This is a genomic window from Tardiphaga sp. (assembly GCF_041424195.1).
GTDB lineage: Bacteria > Pseudomonadota > Alphaproteobacteria > Rhizobiales > Xanthobacteraceae > Tardiphaga.
The window spans coordinates 35205-54409 of sequence record NZ_JBGMOE010000155.1; the positions used below are offsets into that span (position 1 = coordinate 35205).

Here is a 19205-nt window from a genome sequence, read left to right on the forward strand (position 1 = left end):
ACGAGCCGCTTTGGCCGTCAGCGCGGCACCAGATAGTGTTCATCCCATTCGCCGCGCGGCACTTCAGCGCCGAGCTGATAGGCGAAGGATTTCACCTCGAGTCCGTCAGAGCTGGTCTCGCAGACATAGGATAGTCTGTACCACTTGCCCCCGCTGCGAACGGCACCGCCCGGCGCCTTGATCTGGTTGCCGCGAATGACCGGATCGGCAAACGCATAGGCAACGAACTCGTCCGGCTTGTATCCCTTGTGCTCACGGCCCACGGCGCCCATGGCGCGCGCATCGCAACGCTGCTCCAGACGGGTTTCCGGCGACAGCTTGAGCATCTGATCGGTCCGCGACGACGCTGCATAGAGGGGAGACTGCGCAGCGACGCAGGCAATAGCCAGGATCGCAAATGCAATTTTTTCCATTGACTTATGCCAATTACCTTATGTGAGTTGGGAGGATTCTTCGGCTTGAACCTATCATGTTCGCACATGCAAAAAACCCCGCTCGTGTTACCGGCGGGGTTCAAATTTTGGATCGTCAGCCGATCCGTTTGAATGTGAGCAGCTGATGAAATTCCGATGGCAGGAACTGACGGCCGCCAAGACCGGAGATGCTGACCCGCCACCCCGCATCGTTCAGCGTCCGGGCTTGCGCGACAGCAACGTCCGGAATGATCCGGTGCGTCACCATGCTCTGGTCATTGCGCGTTGCGTGGATGGTGAAGACATCGCCCCGCCGCGAAGCCGGCGGGATGTCGGTTGCTTCAAGATCACTGTCAGAGAACACGGTCGCCAACGCCTGTCTCCATCATCAGTCAAAGCCCGAGCTGATTGTGCGGCGCGCGTGGTTAATCAATCGTTACGGTGATGTGAAATCAGGATTTGAAGACGCCCGTGATCTTGTTCCAGAGCGATGAACGATCGTCGTTATCGTGTTTCGAGCGGTCCGGCTGCGTCGCACTCACAGGATCCGAAGCCGGGAAACTGTCCTTCAGGCCGGTGCTGAGTTCCTCATGAGTCTTGCGATCAGCGCGCGCTGCTTCCTTCACGCCGACAGCGTATTTGTCGTGGGGCGCGGGATCGAATTTCTCAGCCATGATCGTCTCCTTCATCTGATGAAGGAAAAACGTCCCCGTGAACGAGAGGTTCCTCTCTGCGGCAATTAGTCGAGACCACGCTCGCGGCTGAGGCCGACCATCTCCTGGATGAACAGCGCCTTCTGCTTGTCATCCAGCGTGGCGAATAGCGGTTCCGCAGCATCGGCAACGGCGCGCTGATCGACGGCCCGGTCGTTGAGGAACTGGGCCTCGTTGCGCATCTGCTCGATGATGTCATCCGGCGGATCGCGCTGGGCGCGGGCGATACGCAGCTTGAGACGCTCCGCGCCATTGTTGCCGAGCGTATGCATGGCGCTACTGAAGCCGGCCCAGTTCTTTTCCTGCTCCGGCGTCAGGTTGAGTGACGCCTTGATACGGGTAATGTTGGCATCGCTATTCGCGACGATCTGCTCCGCGGTCAGTTCCGGCTCCGCCGCAGGTTGAGCGCCCTTCTTGCCCTTCTTGGCGGCCTTGGCTTGTTTGGCACCCGACTGCCCGCCCACGGGACCGCGAACATTGCTGTTCGAGGGCACGCCCAGGACGCCGCCAACAACGCCTACCACGCCGCCGATCGCCCCACCGAGCACGCCACCGATCGGCCCGGCCGCACGATTGCCGTCTCTCGCACCCTGCTGCACGCCCTGCACCAGCCCCTGCGCGTGAACCGCTGCGGAATTTCCGAGCAGCAGAACGGCGGCAACGCACAGCACATGACGCAGTGGTCGATGCCTGCGCTTGGGCAAATTCATTTTGGTCATCACCGTCTCCTCACCGCAATTTCGCGGCGCAGCAAATCACTTGCGATCATCAGCAACCATAGTGGCTTCAACACGGCCAAGTCCACACGCTGCGTCTCCGCCAATGGTAGACCTCATCGAGCCAAGCCTGTTAGATAACGCCCGCGTGGCCACTGGCGGGTGCGCAACAACATAGAATGCTTCAAGGGGTGGAAATGGCGACCAACAAGAAGAAACTTCTGATCACCGAGTCGATGTCGACCCAGGGAATGGACCTGTTCAATGCACGCGATGACATCGAAGTGGTCAAGTTCAGCAATCTGATTTCCGCGGCCGACTACATCAAGCTGATCGAGCAACACGCACCGGTGCACGGCACCGCTCTCGGCGCCACGCGGTTCGGCGAGCCCGAACTCGAAGCCTGCAAGGACATGAAGGTGGTGGCGCGCATCGGCGTCGGCTACGACGCGGTCGATGTGCCGGCGCTGTCCAAGCGCAAGGTGCCGCTGATGATTGCTGGCACCGCCAACTCGCCCTCGGTTGCGGAACAGGCGTTGTTCATGATGCTGACGCTCGCCAAGCGCGCGGTCGAACTTCACGCCATGGTCAAGGAAGGCAAATGGGCGTCACGTTTCGGCGCGTTGCCATTCGACCTGTTCGGCAAGACCGTGCTGGTGGTGGGCTTCGGCCGCATCGGCACCCGCACCGCCAAGCGCTGCCAGGCGATGGAAATGAACGTGCTGGTCTATGATCCCTATGTATCGGCCGATACCATCAAGGCGGCCGGCTGCGAGCCTGTCAGTGATCTCGACGCGGCCCTGCCCCGTGCCGACTTTGTCAGCCTGCATTGCCCCAAGACCCCGGAGACGACCGGCCTGTTCAACGCAGCGCGGATCGCGCGGATGAAGCCCACGGCCTATCTCATCAACACGGCACGCGGCGGAATCATCGTCGAAGCCGCACTGCATGATGCGCTGGTCTCAGGCAAGCTCGCGGGCGCCGGCCTCGACGTGTTCGAAGCCGAACCGCCGCCGCTCGGTCATGCGCTGTTCGAACTACCGAACGTGATCATCGCGCCGCATGTTGCCGGCGTGACCCGCGAAGCGCTCGACCGCATGGGCGCCCAGACCGCGCTGAATATGTTGAGCGTGCTCGACGGCGAGCCGATCAAGCAGAACGCCGTCAACGCGGATGTGTTCGGCTGAACCGTCGATTGCTGGCGCGGATGGTTGTCCGCGCCAGCACCTCCGCAATCCTCACCAGAGCACCCCTACGATGGCATTCAAGGAATACGGCGATCACGACGCGCTCGGCCTCGCCGGACTGGTGCGCAGCAAACAGATCAGCGCGCGCGAACTGCTCGAAGAAGCCGTGGCGCGCACCGAACGCGTCGATCCCCGGATCAACGCCGTCGTGGTGCACCATGAGGACTATGCGCAGCGCCAGATCGACAAGGGTTTGCCCGACGGGCCGTTCACCGGCGTGCCATTCCTGCTGAAGGATCTCGAACTCCTCGACAGCACGCGCACGACCTTCGGGGCCAGTCTCTACAAGGACTTTGTCGCCGATCACACCGGCACCCTCGCCCAGCGTTTCCTCGATGCCGGCCTCACAATATTCGGCAAGAGTGCGAGCCCCGAATTCGGGCTGATACCCACGACGGAGTGCCGGCTGCACGGACCGACGCGCAATCCCTGGAATCCCGATCATACATCAGGCGGCTCCTCAGGTGGCGCAACCGCCGCCGTGGCCGCGCGGATCCTGCCGGTCGCGCATGCCAGCGACGGCGGCGGCTCGATCCGTATTCCCGCCTCAGCCTGCGGCGTGTTCGGCCTGAAGCCGACCCGCGCCCGCAATCCGCTGGGTCCTGACAAGGCCGAAGGCTGGGGCGGCTTGTCCTGCGGCCATGTCGTCAGCATCAGCGTGCGCGACAGCGCCGCGATGCTCGATGCCGTTCACGGGCCTGAACTGACCAGCCCCTATATGGCGCCGGCGTCGGAGCGCCCGTTTCTCGATGAAGTCGGCCGCGATCCCGGCAGGCTGCGCATCTTCTTCACCGACAAGTCGCCCTATGGCGATGCCATCGATTCCGAAGTCGCCGCCGCCGTCCGCGATGTCGCCAGGTTGCTCGAAGCACAGGGTCATCATGTCGAAGAACGCGCGCCGGTGTTGCCGCTTGACCCCGCGCAGGTGATCGCGGCGATCGTGTCGGCCAATACGGCCGCGACCGTGCAATTTGCGGAGAAGAAGTTCGGCCGCCCGATGACCTCCGATGATTTCGAGAAACTCACACTCGGCAGCGCACACAATGCCCGCAAGGCCAGCGCAGTCGATTACGTGACAGCACTGCAGAATGCCTTCCAGATCTCACGCAGCGTCACCGAGTTCTTCACCGGCTGCGATATCTTCCTGTCGCCGACGCTCTGCACGCCGCCGATCAGGATCGGCGAAATCGACACGATGTCCGACGATCTCGGCCATGTCGCGCCCTTGCTCCGCCGCTACATGCCAGGCACCAGTATGGCCAATATGACCGGCCAGCCGTCCATGTCGGTGCCCTTGGCCTGGAGCAGCAAAGGCCTGCCGATCGGTATGATGTTCACGGCGCATTTCGGTGACGAGGCCATGCTGTTCCGTCTCGCGGGCCAGCTCGAGCAGATCCGGCCCTGGAAAGACAGGCGTCCGCCGATCTCCGCCTAAAAACAGCCACAGCGATTACCAAAATGAAACCACAGCCGTTTAGATATCGGTCCTATGTGGACGTTGCGTAATTGCAGAGAGGCACATTTCGATGATCCAGAACGATCCGACCGATCACGCCCTCGCGGCCATTGCGAGCATTCTAGACCGCAAGGAAGCGGAAGCGCGTGAGGCCGAGCATGGCGAGGCCGAGCAGGCGTCGGTCACTGTGGTCACAGAAACCGTGGTCACCGAGACTGTATCTGTCATGGTCGCCGCGGAGCCCGAAGCACCGCTCGTCGAACACGAGTCGCCTTCTACGGCTCCAGAGGCCATCGAGGTCGATGGCTACTCCCGGCTCGGTCCGGGTCCACTGGATGCCATTCGCTTCCGCTGGACCGCGCGTCGCGAGGACAACGGCCAGTATTTTGTCGATGAAACCATCGGCAGTTCGCGGCCGATTTCCACAGGGCCAATGCCGCGCGACGCGATTATTGAGTTCATCGATGGACGCGAACGGGCTGCGCGCGATCGTTTCGAGACGCTGAAGAGCCAGATGACCGTGGGCAGCAGCGCTTCGCGGTTTAGCGACTACTGACGAAAGCCGGTTTCAGGTGACGCCACCGTCCGGCGGCGGCGTTGAGGCCTATCACGCTGCCTCAAACCGAAGATGTCCGGCGCAGGATTGAACCACTTCTTCAGTCGGCGCCACACACCAAAGCAATTGCAATTCCCCCTGAGCGATGCGGATCACAGTGTTCGGGCGTATCCGCGACGCTGTTCAGGGTCAGGATTTCAACCGCTTTGGAGGACACATGAAGTTGCTCTTCGCCCTCGCCGCCATCCTGCTGACCAGCACCGCCGCTCAGGCCGACGACAGCTACTCGTTCGATATCGGTGGCCGCACAATTACCATCGAAGCACCAAGCGACTGCAACTCGACGGACTGCATCTCGGTTTCCATTCCCGGCGTCTACGAATATGGCACCAAGCGCAGCAGGCGCGAGCGTGACCGCGAGGCCCGCGAGCCGGCCCCTCCCGCTCCGCGACCCGAACAGGCGGCCAAGCCCGTGGAGACGCAGAAACCCGTCGTCGCCCCAAAGGAGACGGCCGCTCCGGCGACACCCGCCACTCCATCCGTCGCGGTGGCCCCGCAGCCTGCACCGGCGCCCGTTCCGGCCGAGAAGCTCACTCCCTCCGCCGTCGTCGCCAATGCACCGCCCAGCGATCCAGTTAGCAAGCAGGATACGTCCGCGCCGGTTACGCCAGCCGCCGCGGCCACGCCGCTCGGCATCTGGATGACCGAGAAGAAGGAAGGGAAGGTTCGCATCGAACAATGCGGCGTCAATCTGTGCGGCTACTCGATGAATGCCAAGACCGAGGCTAATGGTGAGAAGGTGCTGATCAACATGAAGCCCGGCAATCACAAATGGACCGGCAAGATATTCGATCCGAACAGTGGCAGCACCTATGACTCGACCATCGCGCTCAAGGGCAGCGACACGCTACGCGTCCAGGGCTGTGCCTTCGGCGGCATGTTCTGTGGCGGCCAGACCTGGACGCGGGTGAACTGATCGGCGGATTGAACAGTCGGGCATCCCCTGTAAGCTGTAACGCAGCGCGCAATTGAAATGGCGCGCCCACGATTCAGACGGGGGAAACATCATGATCCGGATCATCGCCGCCTGGCTTGCGGCCTGCCTGCTGCTGACCGCCCCATCGCAGGCGCAGATGCCGGCCCCTGCGCCCTCACCGTCCCGCCTCGACGACATTATCGCCCGCGGGACGCTGCGTGTCGGATTGACCGGCGACTACATGCCGTTCAGCGCATTCGATCCGACCACGACATCGTTCAAGGGCTTCGACGTCGAGATGGCGGAAGCGCTCGGAAAAGCGCTCGGCGTCAAGGTCGACTATGTGAAGACCAGCTGGCCGAAACTGTCAGCGGACTTTGCGGCAGACCAGTTCGATATGGTGATGGGCGGCGTGTCGATCACCCTCGAACGGCAGAAGAAGGGCGTGTTCTCGATCCCCATCATGCGCGAGGGCAAGACGCCAATCGCGCGCTGCGCCGATGCGGGCAAATTTGGCACACTCACCGAAATCGACCGCCCCGGCGTCAAGGTCATCGTAAATCCCGGTGGCACCAATGAGCGGTTTGCGCGGGCGCATATCAAGGCAGCCGACATCACCGTCTTCAACGACAATACCCGCATCTTCGACGAGATTGCTCAGGGCCGTGCCGACCTGATGATGACCGACGCGTCAGAGACCCGCTATCAGCAGAAGCTGCACCCCGGCGTGCTCTGCGCCGTGCATCCTGATGCGCCGTTCGACTTTGCCGAGAAGGCCTACTGGCTCCAGCGCGATGTGGCGCTGAAAGCGTTCGTCGATCAGTGGCTGCACATCATGCAGGAAGACGGCAGCTTCCGTGCCGCCGTCAGCCGCTGGTTCGAATAGCAATACACCCGCGATCAGCTACCTAGCCGACAGGCTTCGCATACTGTTCGTCACTGACCTTTTCCATCCAGTCCGCGGTCTTGCCATCGAGGGCTTCCTGCATGGCAATATGGGTCATGCCGGTGGTCGGTGCCGCGCCGTGCCAGTGCTTCTCGCCCGGCGGAATCCAGACGGTGTCGCCTGGCTTGATCTCGACGACCGGTTCACCCTCGGTCTGAAAGCGCCCGACGCCTGCGATGACGTAGAGCGTCTGCCCGAACGGATGGGTGTGCCAGGCGGTGCGTGCGCCGGGCTCGAAGCTGACGCGGAAGGTCACCAGCCGCGCCGGCGCTTCCGCGACGATGACCGGGTCCTGCCAGACCGTGCCCGTGAAGTATTCCTCTGGCGCCCTGTTGGTCGGGCGCGAACCTGCGGGAAAAAGCTTCATGGCACGGTCTCGCTGTTGCTGTGTAGGTTACTTCTTCGACGCGGCGTAGCGCGCCTTGGTCTCGGCATTCATCGGATAGAGGCCCGGAAGCGTCGCACCGTTGTTCACCTCGTTGACGATCCACGCTTCCATACGCTCCTGCTCGGCGCCTTCGGCGAGGATCAGGTCGAGGAATGCCTTCGGGATCACGACAGCGCCGTCCTGGTCGGCGACGATGACGTCGTCCGGGAAGATGGCAACGCCGCCGCAGCCGATCGGTTCACCCCAGCCGACAAAAGTCAGACCGGCAACCGACGGCGGCGCGGCATAGCCGTCGCACCACACTGGCAGATTGGTGCCGAGCACGCCCTCGATGTCCCGCACCACGCCGTCGGTGATCAGCGCAGCCACGCCGCGCTTCTGCATGCGGGCGCAGAGGATGTCGCCGAAAATGCCGGCGTCGGTGATGCCCATGGCGTCGACCACGGCGATGCAGCCTTCCGGCATGGCTTCGATGGCGGTGCGGGTGGAGATCGGCGACGACCACGATTCCGGGGTGGCGAGATCCTCACGCGCCGGGACGAAGCGCAGGGTGAAGGCCGGACCGACGAGACGCGGCTGACCGGGGCGCAGCGGCTTGGCACCGCGCAGCCAGACATTGCGCAGGCCCTTCTTCAGGAGAACGGTGGTGATGGTCGCGGTGGTGACCTTCGACAGGGTGGCAATGGCTTCGGGTGTCAGTGACATGCGCAGGGCTCTTCAGGTCAGAGGATGCAGGACGTTGGACTTGCGGCGGCGCATCTTGCGGTGGAATGCCAGCGCGTCAAGGGCTGCTGCTTCAAAGCGCCATGCAATGTCGTGAACCGTCTGCGATCAGCCCGGCTTATCGCGACCATGCGCATTAATTTATTGAAGATGCACGGTTATTTTTAAATTGCGAATTCCACTCGCCGGTAAAACGCGCTATACATGGTTGTCCAATACTGACGTTGTGAGGCCATGGTCGCAACTCTCTCCCCGCCCCGGATCCTACCGTCAGGCGATGCAGCCATCACCGTCGAATTCAGCCGTACGATCGACGAGGAAGCCAACCGCCGGGTGCTGGCGCTCGACAAACTCGTCGCATCGGCCGGCCTCGCCGCTGTCACCGAAACGGTGCCGACCTATCGCTCCCTGCTGGTGCATTACGATCCCCTGCAGATCGGCTTCGAGGCGTTGGGCGACGCACTCACCGAACTGGCGCTCAAGCCGTTGCCCGAGGCCCAAGCCGCACGGCGCTGGCGCATCCCCGTGGCCTATGGCGGCGAAAACGGCATCGATCTCGAAGACGTCGCGAAGGCGCTGAACATCACGCCGGACGAAGTCGTCGCGCGCCATGTGGGCGGCGACTACAAGGTGGCGATGATCGGCTTCACGCCGGGCTGGTCCTATCTCAGCGGGCTGCCGAGTTCGATGCAGATGTCGCGCCGGCAGAATCCACGGCTGCTGACGCCGCCCGGAACGATCTCTATCGGCGGCATCCAGACCGGCGTGCAATGTCTCGCGGGCCCGAGTGGCTGGCATCTTTTGGGGCGCACCGCCGTGCGCACCTATCAGCTCGGCCGGGATCCCACCTTCCTGCTAGAGCCCGGCGATGCCATCACCTTCACCGCGGTCGATGAGAAGACTTTCGCCGAACAGGACCGTGCAGCTGAAGCTGGGGCATTCGTCGCGGAGCTGATCGCGTCATGAGCAAGCTCATCGTCACATCCGTCAGTCCCGGCACTTCGGTGCAGGATATCGGTCGCTTCGGCGCACAGCGCTATGGGCTGGTGCCATCCGGTGCGGTTGATCGACTGGCGATGGCCGCAGCCAATGCCCTGCTCGGCAATACATTGTTTGCCGCCACTATCGAACTTGGCCCGTTGAACTCGGTCTTCACAGCCAAAGGCGGCGCTGTCCGGATCTCGCTCACCGGCGCGGCGCGGCCGGCCGATATCGCGGGCACGCCCTTCAACGTCAATACATCCGTCACGCTGGCCGACGGCGAGAGCCTCAATCTCGGCGTCGCCCGCGCCGGCACCTTCGGCTATCTCGCCATCGAAGGCGGCGTGCGCGGCGAGCCGATGTTCGGCAGCCTGGCCGTAAATGCCCGCGCCGGTCTCGGCAGTCCCTATCCGCGCCCGCTGCAGGCCGGCGACGAATTGCTGGTGATGGCTGCGAGCAGCGCCAACGAGACGCGCATCGATTTGCCGGCGCCTGTCGAAGGTCCGATCCGCGTGGTGCTTGGCCCGCAAGACGATGAATTCGGCGAAGCCAGGGAACTGTTCCTGAACAGTGAGTGGAAGATCTCGGCGACCAGCGACCGCATGGGCTATCGCCTTGAGGGGCCGGTGATCAAGCATCTCCACGGCCACAACATCGTCTCCGACGGCACGGTTAATGGCAGCATCCAGGTGCCAGGCAACGGTCAACCCATCGTGCTGATGCCCGACCGTGGCACATCGGGCGGCTATCCGAAAATCGCGACCGTGATTTCGGCGGATCTCGGCCGGTTCGGCCAGACCCAGCCGGGCCGCGGTTTCCGCTTCAAGGCGATCACCATGGCGGAGGCGCAGGCGGAATACCGCGCCTTCGCCGAACTGCTGCAGAGCCTGCCGGGTCGTGTCCATGATTCCAACATCCTGATGCTGGACATCAAGGCGCTGCTGTCGGCCAATGTCGCCGGCGTGGCCGTCAGCGCGACCGATGACAATACGTGGCAGACACTGCAGACGGCAGACGCGCAAGACTGATTTCGAACCCTACCTACGAAAGAGCACGACCATGGCGACCATCGATCTGAACTGCGACCTCGGCGAAAGCTTCGGCATGTGGGAGATGGGCAACGACGCCGCGATGATCGATCTCGCGACGTCAGTGAATATCGCCTGCGGCTATCATGCCGGCGATGCCGACGTGATGCGCAAGACCGTGCAGCTCGCCAAGGCGCGCAACGTCAAGATCGGCGCGCATCCGGGCTACCGCGACCTGCATGGCTTCGGCCGCCGCCCCATCGTCGGTCTCACCGCACTGGAGATCGAGAACCTCATCGCCTATCAGATCGGCGCGCTTCAGGCGATTGCCGCCATGGAAGGCTACAAGGTGACCCATGTGAAGGCACATGGCGCAATTTCCAACGTCGCCTGCGAGGACGACATGACTGCCCGCGCCATCGCTGCCGGCATCAAGGCTGTCGACCGCAATCTGACCTTCGTGGTGCTGGCGAATTCCAAGCTGGTGACTGCCGGCGAAGCTGCCGGCCTGCCGCTCGCCCATGAAGTGTTCGCCGACCGCGCCTATGAGGACAACGGCAACCTCGTCTCGCGCAAGAAGCCCGGTGCGGTGTTGCATGATCCCGTCATGGTCGCTGACCGCGTGGTGAAGATGGTGCAGGACGGCGCGGTCACGTCAATCACCGGCAAGGTGATCAAGATGAAGATGGACACCGTGTGCATCCACGGCGACACGCCGGGCGCTGTGGAGCTGGGGCGGCATGTGCGCGATGGATTGAAAGCAGCAGGGATTGAGGTCGCGCCATTCAAGACGGCGTGATCTGCACTGTCATTCCGGGACGCGTCTGATGGCTACCTGTCGTTCAACATCCCCTCATGCGGCAGCCCCTCGATTGGGCATTCCTCCACACCCACAGTCTTGCGCGTGATCGCCTCGACATTCTCCCGCGCCTTGTCGGGATTGTTCACCCAGGTCGAATAGAAATCGAACGGACACGCCGCGACGCCCTTGTTGCTTTCGCCGGAATTGATCGTGCCGGTGTAGCCGCGATGCAGCAACTTGAAGAGATGGTTCTCTGATTGTCCGGTGCGTCGCGCATCGCGGATCAGTGATTTCGACAGTGCGGCATATTGGATGCCGTAGTCTTCCTCGCCGCATTCGCCGAGGGTGCGGCCGTCGAAGCCGATGATCGCAGAATGGCCGAAATACGAATAGACGCCGTCGAAGCCTGATGCATTCGCCACAGCAACATAAGTGTTGTTGGCCCACGCCATCGCCTTGGCCATCAGCACCTGCTGGTCCTTTGCCGGGTACATGTAGCCCTGGCAACGCACGATCAGTTCGGCGCCCTTCATGGCGCAGTCGCGCCAGATTTCGGGATAGTTGCCATCGTCGCAAATGATCAGCGATATCTTCAGCCCTTTAGGGCCCTCGGAGACATAGGTACAGTTGCCGGGATACCAGCCTTCGATGGGTACCCACGGCATGATCTTGCGATATTTCTGCACGATCTCGCCCTGATCATTCATCAGGATCAGCGTGTTATAGGGCGCCTTGTGCGGATGCTGCTCGTGCCGCTCGCCGGTGAGCGAGAACACGCCCCAGACCTTGGCCTTGCGGCAGGCTTCCGCGAAAATCTCGGTCTCCTCGCCGGGCACGATCGAGGCGGTTTCGTACATCTCCTTGGAGTCGTACATGATGCCCTGGGTCGAATATTCCGGGAACACCACCAGATCCATGCCGGGCAGACCGGACTTCATGCCGACGATCATGTCGGCGATCTTCTGCGCATTGGCCAGCACCTCGGCCTTCGTGTGAAGCCGCGGCATCTTGTAATTCACGACGGCGACGCCGACCGCGTCCTTGCTGGATGAAATGTCGCCGTGATGCATGATGCAGGACCTCCGTTTGGCGGTGATCCTGTGCTGTGTGCCGGAGACCGACCATACGTGGATTTACGGATAGCCACATATGAAAACGCAAATGCCCGGCTCATCTAGCGAAGCTCGCTTCGCGCTGGCCGGGCATCGCACAACTTGCAGGGCAATGATCGGAAAGGTCTACAACCCCGCGCCCTTGTCAATTGCTGCATTGAACGACCGGTCCACCAGTACGGCGGCATCGAGCTTCTGCTTGATCAGGCCGCTACGCAGATAGAGATCGATGGTCTTCTGCTCGTCGGCGACGACGCCATCATCGACCGGCGCGATCCTGATCTTGGCGCGGGTCAGCCAGTTCAGCGGCACCGATGGCGCCACGTTCATCAGCTTGCCCCAGGTCTGCGCATAGGCGTCCGCGTTCTTCAGCGCCCAGGCGCGGGCTGCGGTGAGGCGGCGGAGATAGTCCTCGAGCTCGGCGTGCTTGTCGCGGATGGCATTCGGCGTCGCCACGACAAAGCTCAGCCCCGATGTCAGGCCCTCGGCATTGAGCAGGACGCGCGACTGGAACAGCACCTCTTCCTGGCTCACATAAGGCTCCCAGGTCGACCACGCATCGACCGAGCCACGGGTATAGGCCACCTTGGCGTCCGACGGCGCGAGGAACACGATCTGCACATCGCTCGCCGTCCAGCCCTTCTGCTCCAGCGCGGCCAGAATCAGCTGATGCCCGATCGAGCCGCGGCCGGTGGCGATCTTCTTGCCCTTGAGATCGTCGAAGGTCTTGATCGTCGAGTCCTTCGGCACCAGCACGGCGAGGCCATCGCCGGTCTGCCGGATCGCGCCGATTGCCTTGACCGGTACATTGGCCGCCGCGGCAAAGGTGAAAGGCGCATCGCCGACCAGCCCGCTATCGAGCGCGCCGGCGCCGAGCGCCTCCAGCAGCGGCGCCGCCGCCGCGAACTCCTTCCATTCGATCTTGTAGGGCACGTCCTTCAGCACGCCGGATGCTTCCATCACGGCGCGCGCATTGCCCTTCTGGTCGCCGACGATCAGCGTCGTCTCGGCGTGAGCAGAAGTGGCAAAAGCCGCGATGATCAGACCGGCGGCGAGAACAAGCCGTTTCATGCTGCGACAACTCCCTTGGCGGCGTCACGCGCCGCAATCAGTTCGCGGGTGCGTGGGATCAGTTCGCGGCCGTAATCGATGGCATCGATCAGGGGATCGAAGCCGCGGATCAGAAAGTGGCTGACGCCGAGATCGTAGTAGTCGGCGAATACTTCGGCGACCTGCTCGGGCGTGCCGACCAGCGCCGTGGTGTTGCTGTTGGCGCCGGTGAGCGCCGCCATCTCGGTCCACAACCGCTTGTCGATGCGGGTGCCCTGCTCGGCCAGCGCCAGCAGACGCTTCGCGCCGGCGGTGGCATGACCATCAGCCGGCTTGCGATAGCCGGTCTTGTCCTGCAGCGCGGTGGCGCGGGCGAGAATGTCATCGGCCTTGGCCCAGGCCTTCTCCTCGGTGTCGGCGATGATCGGCCGCACCGACAGGCTGAAGCGCGGTGCCGGGCGGCCATATTTCGCCGCAGCGGCCCGCACGCGGCCGGTGACATCGCGCACCTGCGCATAGGATTCCCCCCACAGCGCGAACGTATCGGCATGCTTGCCCGACACATCGATGGCCGCATCCGACGCGCCGCCGACGAACACATGGATCGGCACGGTGGGCTTCACCTGCGAGAAGCCGCCTTCGACCTGATAATACTTGCCGGCATAGTCGAATGGCTTCTCGCTCGTCCATTCCTGCTTGATGATGTCGAGCCACTCGCTGGTGCGCGCGTAGCGCTCGTCCTTGTCGTCAAGCGTATTGCCGTCCTGCCGCAGCTCCTTGGCATTGCCGCCGGTGATGACATGCAGCGAGACGCGGCCGTTGTGGAAATTCTCGATAGTCGCGAGCTGGCGCGCCAGCACCGTCGGTGCGGTGAAACCCGGACGCTGCGCGATCATCACCTTCAGCTTCTCGGTGACGCCGAGCGCGTGCTGGGCGACCTGCAGGCCGTCCGGCGTGGTCGAATGGAAGGCGAGCAGCGCGCGGTCGAAGCCGGCAAGTTCATGCGCCCTCGCGACAGTTTCGATATAGCCGGGATCGAGCACCGGACCGGAGCGGACACGGGTTTCGGATGCGTCATTGTTGGTGATGAAGCCGATGAATTCGACGGACATGGTGCTCTCCACTTCCTGCTGTTGTTCAGATGCCGAGCGCGATGCGCCCGGCGAAAATCTTGGTGCTGTCGTCCTGCGGCGTGTGCACACGGCCACACAGCACATCGCGATAGTGACGTTCGAGTGGATTGGCGCGGGTCAAACCGTGATTGCTGGTGAGCGACAGCGCGTCCTCGACAGCAGCCACGGCATTGTTGGTGACGGTAAGTTTCAGGATATTGGCTTCGACCGACGTCAGCGCGATGCCCTCATCGATATCCCGTGCAAACGTATCCAGCAGTCGCGCATTGACCGCGAGCTTCGCCTCGATGCCGCCGACGATCTCCTGTGCCCGCGGCAGCGTCGCCAGCGGCGCGCCCAGGCTCGACGGCGTGCGCGTCCTCAGAAAATCGATCAGCCAATCTCGCGCAGCCCGCGCCACGCCGTCATAGACCGCACCGACCAGCACGGCCTGGATGGTGGACTGCGCGATATCAGGCGGCCCCCATTCGCCCGGGCGTCGCACGTCGATCTCGTTATCCAGCGGGATGACCACATCGTCGAACACAACGTCATGGCTGCCGCTGGCGCGCAGACCGAGATGATCCCAGGTCTCGACGATCTCGGTGCCCGGCAGACCGGCCGGCACGAGGAACAGTCCGACGCGCGTTTCCGCTTCATCGGTCTTCGCCCACACCGTGTACCATTTGAGGATGGGCGCCCCGGTCGAATAGATCTTGCGGCCGGTGATATGCCAACCATCTGCAGCGCGTTTCGCCGTCGTGACAGGCAGTCCGCCCCGCGATGGCGATCCCTGGTCGGGCTCGACGCGCAATGCGTTGATCAGCGCAAGGCCATTCACGGCGTCGCGCGACACGCGTTCCGACAGATGCGCGGGCCAGCGGCCACTCTTCGCGATCACCAGATGATGGATATAATGCATCGCCAGGACGAGGGCGGTCGCGGCGTCGGCCTTGCCGACCGCGCTCACAACGCGCGCAGCCTCGCGCACCCCGGCACCCACGCCGCCCAGCGCCTTTGGCACCGGCAGCGCCAAAAGGCCCGCCTCGGACAGTTCCTGAAAATTCTCGACCGGAAAGCTTGCGGCACGATCGTGCAGCGGTGCGCGCTCGGCAAAGCCCGGCGCAAGTAAATTGACCCTATCGATAATGCTGGGAACCGCGTCCATATCGTACTGCTTTCGGCTTCTCTGACCCTAGAGAATGCCGTTCAGCAGGCGTTACAAGCGGTACCCGGAAATAACGACAGCGGGACTGATGGGCATCAGACCCGCAGGTGAAAATTCTCCCCGACGACCTCAGGCGAGAATTTTATTCGCGCCATTTTGAAGCCCGATTCAGGAATCTGCCGCCACCTGCCGGCTGCCAGCGATATGGCTGGTAAGCCTTTGCGCGACATCACGCCGCAACACATTGAATTCGGGCGATGCCACGTCGCGCGGGCGCGGCAGATCGACCTCGATTTCGCAATCTATCCGGCCCGGCCCCGCCGACATCACGATGACGCGATCCGCCAACATCACGGCCTCCTCAACCGAATGCGTCACGAAGATCACCGTAAGGCCGGTGGTGCGCCAGATCTCGACGAGTTCCTCCTGCAGCTTGCTGCGGGTCAGCGCATCGAGCGCGCCGAACGGCTCGTCCATCAGCAGCACGTCGGTGTCGTTGCTCAGCACCCGCGCGATCGCAACGCGTTGTTTCATGCCGCCGGAGAGCTGGTGCGGATAACGATCGGCGAAGGCCGTCAATCCCACCATGGCCATGAACTTGTCGGTGAGTTCGTCCACGACCTTGCTCGCGACACGGCGATGCTTGGGGCCGAAGCCGATATTGTCGCGCACCGTGAGCCACGGAAACAGCGCGTAATCCTGAAACACCATGCCCCGATCTGGGCCCGGCTTGTCGACCGGAAAGCCGTACATGGTCACGGAGCCCTGAGTCGCTGTCTCGAAGCCGGCGACGATGCGCAGCAAGGTGGACTTGCCGCAACCGGACGCGCCGAGCAGGCAAACGAACTCGCCCTTGCGGATGGTGAGGTTGACACCACCAAGCGCTTCGACCGGGCCGTTGGAAGCCTGATAGATTTTCCTGACGTCGCTGACCTCGAGGATATCAGGCGCAAGTGTGGTTGGTCGATCAAGCATGATGCTGTGGGCTCCAGCGGAGGAAGTAGTTGCTGAGCATCAGCAGGATACGATCCGACACGAAGCCGGTGATGCCGATGATGATCATGCCGGTGATCACAAGATCGGTGCGCGACAGCGTGCGGCCGTCCATGATGACGGCGCCGAGGCCTTCAGGCACGCCGGTCATCTCTCCGACCACGATCAGGATCCAGGCGAAACCTGCGCCGAGACGAAGCCCGTTGAAGATGCTCGGCAACGCTGCCGGTAAGACGACGGAGCGAAACTGCTGCGCGCCGCTGCAGCCGAGCATCTCGGCAGCCTCGAACAGCCTGATATCGACAGAGCGCACGCCGAACACCGTATTGAGCAGGATCGGAAAGAACGCGCCGAGGAATACCAGGAAGATCGCCGCGCGCGGGCCGAGACCAAAGAAGATCATCGACAACGGCAGCCATGCCGTCACCGGGATCGGTCGCAGGAGCGACAGCGTAGGGTCGAGCAACTTGCGCAGCAGCGGCATACGCCCGATCATCAGCCCGAGCGGAATGCCGACCGCCGCCGCACAGGGAAAGCCGCCATAGACGCGCTGCACGCTTTTCCAGAAATGGATCGGCAGGCTGGCGCTGTAGGCGTCGTCATAGATTCCACCGAAAGCGAAATCCCACATCATCACGGCCACGCCATAGGGCGACGGCACCAGTCGCGTGCCGGTCCAGCGCACCATGATGTCCCAGATCACCATCAGGCAGACCGGCACGATTAGCGCGAGCGCGACTGTGCGCGCCCGCTGCAGGCCCTGCCCGCGCTTCCTGGCTGCAAGCACCGGCGGGGTTTCCGCTGCAGGCGCAAGCCTGTTGGACGTATCGTCCATCGTCGTTTGCAAACTCACGATGCGCTCACGTGGCCGCCAGAGCCTTCACGAAGCTCGCATCGATGAAGGTTTTATAGTCCGGCAACTGCCGGATCTGCTTCTTGGACAGCATCTGGCCGCCGTAATATTCCGCCTGCTTCATGAACTGGTCGTCGATATTCCAGGTCAGCTCCACATTCGGCGCGGCCTTCTCGATCGACGGCTTCTGCTGGCCGAGCTTCTGCATGGCGATGGCGATAAAGGCTTCGCGGTCCTTCATGGCATATTCGCTGGCCAGGCGGTGGGTCCTGAGCAGCGCCTTGATGAGTTCGGGGTCTTTCTCGATCAGTTCGCGGCGCGTGGCCAGCACCATGTTCAGCGAACCGGTCGGCGTGGTGTAGGGATATTCAACGATCTGGCCGACGCCATTGGCGAGGCTGATGCCAGGTCCGGGCTCGGCACCCACATAGGCGTCGATGTCGCCGCGGGCGAGCGCCGGCGCCATGTCGCTGAATGACAGACGCACGGACTCGACGTCCTTTACCGTCATGCCTTCGGCGGAGAGACGATCGAGGATCACGACTTCCTGGGTCGAGCCCGGCAGGATGGCGACTTTCTTGCCCTTCAGGTCCTTGATCGTATTGATCCCGGAATCCTTCTTGGCCACCACGGCCATGCCGCGATTGCAGGCAGATGCGATGACGACGACCGGCTCACCATTGGCGCCGCCGAGCGTCGCTGCGGCGAAGCCAAAGATGCCGAAATCGACCGTGCCGGTCACGACGGCATTCTTGCCGTCCGTCGGGGTCTCGAACGGGATCACCTCGAACTTGACGCCTTCCGGCGCGAATTTCTCATAGAAATACGGTGTAACGCCGTGAATGAGCTTCAGCGTTCCAATCTTGACCACGCGGTCGGCAGCGAAAGCCTTGATGCTGGTCGTGGACAGCGCCGCGGCAATGGCCGTCAGGCGGATGAAATCGCGTCGGTTGGTGCTGTACATGTCATTCCCTTGGGCTGAACCGCGTGTCAGCCCAAAAGGAATGCAATAACCGTGCCTAGTATACAGCCATCGGTGGAGCGCGCCCCCGCCCGCAACGGTTCATATTCAGAAGGGGCTCACCATGTCGCATCGAGTCCCAGCAGCCCCAGGATCTGTCGTCGCAGCTCGGCGAGATGCGGATCGCCGCGATGGCGCGGATAGGGTCTGTCGACCGTGATATCCGCCGTCACCCGTGCCGGACGATCGCTGAACACGATGACACGATTGGCGAGAAACAGCGCCTCCTCTACGTCATGCGTCACCAGCAGCGCCGTGAAGCCGTTACGTTGCCAGAGCGAAACCAGTTCGGCCTGCATGGTGATGCGTGTCAGCGAATCCAGTTTGCCGAGCGGCTCATCGAGCACAAGGATGCGCGGATCGTTCACCAGCGCCCGCGCCAGCGCCACGCGCTGCGCCATGCCGCCCGAGAGTTGATGCGGATAGGCTTTCTTGAATGCGCCGAGGCCGATGAGATCGATCGCCGCATCGACGCGGTGACGCTGCGTCTTCAGTACGCCCTGCGCTTCCAGCCCAAGCGCGACATTGTCCCACACCGTTCGCCACGGAAACAGCGTCGGATCCTGAAAAACGACAACGCGGGACGGATACGGCCCGGTGATGACCACGCCATCCTCTTCCAGCGTTCCCGCACGCGGCGGCTCAAGACCGGCGACCAGACGCAGCAATGTGGACTTGCCGCAGCCGGAGGGACCGAGCAGCGCCACAAACTCGCCCGGTGCAACACTGATGCTGACATCGTCGAGCACCGGCAGCACGCTGCCATCGATATCGAAGGCATGGCTGACGCTCTTGATGTCGAGCGACGCGCCGGTCGCTGCGGGCTGAAACGGTTTGGCCAGCGCTACCATTTGACGACTCCCTTCTGCCAGACCAGCAGGCGGTCGCGCACCTTGAACAGCAGCGTGATCGCGCCGGAGCACAGCAGCGACATCACGATCAGCGCCGCAT

Annotated in this window: 22 protein-coding genes and 1 pseudogene; 8 read left to right on the forward strand and 15 right to left on the reverse strand. The window is 62.8% G+C overall.

Annotated elements, in window-relative coordinates; all coding sequences use genetic code 11:
* Positions 1-17 precede the first annotated feature (17 nt).
* From ACEK02_RS19965 to ACEK02_RS19980, 4 genes are all read right to left on the reverse strand, one after another.
* Positions 18-413, reverse strand: coding sequence for a DUF930 domain-containing protein (locus ACEK02_RS19965; protein WP_371423303.1), 396 nt, complete (start codon positions 411-413; stop codon positions 18-20).
* Positions 414-528: 115 nt separating this feature from the next.
* Positions 529-786: a hypothetical protein gene (locus ACEK02_RS19970; protein ID WP_371423304.1), complete on the reverse strand. Its 258-nt coding sequence runs from the start codon at positions 784-786 to the stop codon at positions 529-531.
* A 79-nt stretch (positions 787-865) separates the two neighbouring features.
* Positions 866-1087: a hypothetical protein gene (locus ACEK02_RS19975; RefSeq protein ID WP_371423305.1), complete on the reverse strand. Its 222-nt coding sequence runs from the start codon at positions 1085-1087 to the stop codon at positions 866-868.
* Between the two features lie 65 nt (positions 1088-1152).
* Positions 1153-1836 carry a Spy/CpxP family protein refolding chaperone gene (locus ACEK02_RS19980; protein WP_371423325.1) on the reverse strand — a complete coding sequence of 228 codons (684 nt, stop codon included), beginning with the start codon at positions 1834-1836 and terminating at the stop codon, positions 1153-1155.
* A 203-nt stretch (positions 1837-2039) separates the two neighbouring features.
* Here ACEK02_RS19980 and ACEK02_RS19985 point away from each other — a divergent pair, with 203 nt between their 5' ends.
* From ACEK02_RS19985 to ACEK02_RS20005, 5 genes are all read left to right on the forward strand, one after another.
* The gene (locus ACEK02_RS19985) at positions 2040-3029 is read left to right on the forward strand and encodes a hydroxyacid dehydrogenase (protein ID WP_371423306.1); all 990 of its coding nucleotides are present in this window, start codon (positions 2040-2042) and stop codon (positions 3027-3029) included.
* Positions 3030-3099: 70 nt separating this feature from the next.
* Positions 3100-4524 (forward strand): amidase, encoded by a 1425-nt coding sequence (locus ACEK02_RS19990; protein WP_371423307.1) that lies wholly within the window; start codon positions 3100-3102, stop codon positions 4522-4524.
* 91 nt (positions 4525-4615) lie between these two features.
* On the forward strand, positions 4616-5101 hold the full coding sequence (locus ACEK02_RS19995) for a hypothetical protein (RefSeq protein ID WP_371423308.1): 486 nt from the start codon (positions 4616-4618) through the stop codon (positions 5099-5101).
* 217 nt (positions 5102-5318) lie between these two features.
* Positions 5319-6077 (forward strand): DUF2147 domain-containing protein, encoded by a 759-nt coding sequence (locus tag ACEK02_RS20000; protein ID WP_371423309.1) that lies wholly within the window; start codon positions 5319-5321, stop codon positions 6075-6077.
* A gap of 88 nt (positions 6078-6165) precedes the next feature.
* On the forward strand, positions 6166-6963 hold the full coding sequence (locus tag ACEK02_RS20005) for a transporter substrate-binding domain-containing protein (protein WP_371423326.1): 798 nt from the start codon (positions 6166-6168) through the stop codon (positions 6961-6963).
* 22 nt (positions 6964-6985) lie between these two features.
* Here ACEK02_RS20005 and ACEK02_RS20010 read toward each other — a convergent pair whose 3' ends face one another.
* Positions 6986-7390: a cupin domain-containing protein gene (locus ACEK02_RS20010; RefSeq protein ID WP_371423310.1), complete on the reverse strand. Its 405-nt coding sequence runs from the start codon at positions 7388-7390 to the stop codon at positions 6986-6988.
* A gap of 27 nt (positions 7391-7417) precedes the next feature.
* Positions 7418-8116: a ribonuclease activity regulator RraA gene (locus tag ACEK02_RS20015; protein ID WP_089264363.1), complete on the reverse strand. Its 699-nt coding sequence runs from the start codon at positions 8114-8116 to the stop codon at positions 7418-7420.
* A gap of 252 nt (positions 8117-8368) precedes the next feature.
* Between ACEK02_RS20015 and pxpB the strand changes: the two genes are divergently transcribed.
* From pxpB to ACEK02_RS20030, 3 genes are read left to right on the forward strand one after another with little or no spacing between them, the layout of a single operon-like run.
* A complete protein-coding gene (gene pxpB / locus ACEK02_RS20020; RefSeq protein ID WP_371423311.1) occupies positions 8369-9100 on the forward strand; it encodes a 5-oxoprolinase subunit PxpB in 732 nt (243 codons plus the stop codon).
* Positions 9097-10143 (forward strand): biotin-dependent carboxyltransferase family protein, encoded by a 1047-nt coding sequence (locus tag ACEK02_RS20025; protein WP_371423312.1) that lies wholly within the window; start codon positions 9097-9099, stop codon positions 10141-10143. Before pxpB ends, ACEK02_RS20025 begins: the two co-directional genes overlap by 4 nt.
* A gap of 31 nt (positions 10144-10174) precedes the next feature.
* Positions 10175-10942 carry a LamB/YcsF family protein gene (locus tag ACEK02_RS20030; RefSeq protein WP_371423313.1) on the forward strand — a complete coding sequence of 256 codons (768 nt, stop codon included), beginning with the start codon at positions 10175-10177 and terminating at the stop codon, positions 10940-10942.
* 32 nt (positions 10943-10974) lie between these two features.
* On the opposite strand, the gene ACEK02_RS20035 is transcribed toward ACEK02_RS20030, so the two are convergent.
* The 9 genes and pseudogenes from ACEK02_RS20035 to ACEK02_RS20075 all read right to left on the reverse strand — a co-directional run.
* Positions 10975-12015 (reverse strand): aliphatic amidase, encoded by a 1041-nt coding sequence (locus ACEK02_RS20035; protein ID WP_371423314.1) that lies wholly within the window; start codon positions 12013-12015, stop codon positions 10975-10977.
* Between the two features lie 168 nt (positions 12016-12183).
* Positions 12184-13128 carry an ABC transporter substrate-binding protein gene (locus ACEK02_RS20040; protein ID WP_371423315.1) on the reverse strand — a complete coding sequence of 315 codons (945 nt, stop codon included), beginning with the start codon at positions 13126-13128 and terminating at the stop codon, positions 12184-12186.
* Positions 13125-14219: an LLM class flavin-dependent oxidoreductase gene (locus tag ACEK02_RS20045; RefSeq protein ID WP_371423316.1), complete on the reverse strand. Its 1095-nt coding sequence runs from the start codon at positions 14217-14219 to the stop codon at positions 13125-13127. The genes ACEK02_RS20040 and ACEK02_RS20045 overlap by 4 nt, the downstream gene beginning before the upstream one ends.
* A gap of 25 nt (positions 14220-14244) precedes the next feature.
* A complete protein-coding gene (locus ACEK02_RS20050; protein ID WP_371423317.1) occupies positions 14245-15387 on the reverse strand; it encodes an acyl-CoA dehydrogenase family protein in 1143 nt (380 codons plus the stop codon).
* A gap of 168 nt (positions 15388-15555) precedes the next feature.
* Positions 15556-16362 carry an ABC transporter ATP-binding protein gene (locus ACEK02_RS20055; RefSeq protein ID WP_371423318.1) on the reverse strand — a complete coding sequence of 269 codons (807 nt, stop codon included), beginning with the start codon at positions 16360-16362 and terminating at the stop codon, positions 15556-15558.
* Positions 16355-17233: an ABC transporter permease gene (locus ACEK02_RS20060; protein ID WP_371423319.1), complete on the reverse strand. Its 879-nt coding sequence runs from the start codon at positions 17231-17233 to the stop codon at positions 16355-16357. The genes ACEK02_RS20055 and ACEK02_RS20060 overlap by 8 nt, the downstream gene beginning before the upstream one ends.
* Before the next feature lie 7 nt (positions 17234-17240).
* Positions 17241-18197, reverse strand: a complete 957-nt coding sequence (locus tag ACEK02_RS20065; RefSeq protein WP_371423320.1) for an ABC transporter substrate-binding protein — start codon at positions 18195-18197, stop codon at positions 17241-17243.
* Between the two features lie 116 nt (positions 18198-18313).
* Entirely contained in the window at positions 18314-19105 is a 792-nt protein-coding gene (locus tag ACEK02_RS20070) for an ABC transporter ATP-binding protein (protein ID WP_371423321.1), read from the reverse strand.
* Positions 19099-19205 (reverse strand): annotated as a pseudogene (locus ACEK02_RS20075) (ABC transporter permease); the annotation flags it as partial. The gene ACEK02_RS20070 and the pseudogene ACEK02_RS20075, both read right to left, overlap by 7 nt.

Bases quoted from the DNA above. Each gene is read 5' to 3' on its own strand.
- ACEK02_RS20010 (WP_371423310.1), bottom strand. From the start codon at position 7,390: ATGAAGCTTTTTCCCGCAGGTTCGCGCCCGACCAACAGGGCGCCAGAG.
- ACEK02_RS19985 (WP_371423306.1), top strand. From the start codon at position 2,040: ATGGCGACCAACAAGAAGAAACTTCTGATCACCGAGTCGATGTCGACC.
- ACEK02_RS19980 (WP_371423325.1), bottom strand. From the start codon at position 1,836: ATGAATTTGCCCAAGCGCAGGCATCGACCACTGCGTCATGTGCTGTGC.
- pxpB (WP_371423311.1), top strand. From the start codon at position 8,369: ATGGTCGCAACTCTCTCCCCGCCCCGGATCCTACCGTCAGGCGATGCA.
- ACEK02_RS20055 (WP_371423318.1), bottom strand. From the start codon at position 16,362: ATGCTTGATCGACCAACCACACTTGCGCCTGATATCCTCGAGGTCAGC.
- ACEK02_RS20000 (WP_371423309.1), top strand. From the start codon at position 5,319: ATGAAGTTGCTCTTCGCCCTCGCCGCCATCCTGCTGACCAGCACCGCC.
- ACEK02_RS20015 (WP_089264363.1), bottom strand. From the start codon at position 8,116: ATGTCACTGACACCCGAAGCCATTGCCACCCTGTCGAAGGTCACCACC.
- ACEK02_RS19975 (WP_371423305.1), bottom strand. From the start codon at position 1,087: ATGGCTGAGAAATTCGATCCCGCGCCCCACGACAAATACGCTGTCGGC.
- ACEK02_RS19995 (WP_371423308.1), top strand. From the start codon at position 4,616: ATGATCCAGAACGATCCGACCGATCACGCCCTCGCGGCCATTGCGAGC.
- ACEK02_RS20025 (WP_371423312.1), top strand. From the start codon at position 9,097: ATGAGCAAGCTCATCGTCACATCCGTCAGTCCCGGCACTTCGGTGCAG.
- ACEK02_RS19965 (WP_371423303.1), bottom strand. From the start codon at position 413: ATGGAAAAAATTGCATTTGCGATCCTGGCTATTGCCTGCGTCGCTGCG.
- ACEK02_RS20030 (WP_371423313.1), top strand. From the start codon at position 10,175: ATGGCGACCATCGATCTGAACTGCGACCTCGGCGAAAGCTTCGGCATG.
- ACEK02_RS20070 (WP_371423321.1), bottom strand. From the start codon at position 19,105: ATGGTAGCGCTGGCCAAACCGTTTCAGCCCGCAGCGACCGGCGCGTCG.
- ACEK02_RS19990 (WP_371423307.1), top strand. From the start codon at position 3,100: ATGGCATTCAAGGAATACGGCGATCACGACGCGCTCGGCCTCGCCGGA.
- ACEK02_RS20045 (WP_371423316.1), bottom strand. From the start codon at position 14,219: ATGTCCGTCGAATTCATCGGCTTCATCACCAACAATGACGCATCCGAA.
- ACEK02_RS20035 (WP_371423314.1), bottom strand. From the start codon at position 12,015: ATGCATCACGGCGACATTTCATCCAGCAAGGACGCGGTCGGCGTCGCC.
- ACEK02_RS20050 (WP_371423317.1), bottom strand. From the start codon at position 15,387: ATGGACGCGGTTCCCAGCATTATCGATAGGGTCAATTTACTTGCGCCG.
- ACEK02_RS20040 (WP_371423315.1), bottom strand. From the start codon at position 13,128: ATGAAACGGCTTGTTCTCGCCGCCGGTCTGATCATCGCGGCTTTTGCC.
- ACEK02_RS20065 (WP_371423320.1), bottom strand. From the start codon at position 18,197: ATGTACAGCACCAACCGACGCGATTTCATCCGCCTGACGGCCATTGCC.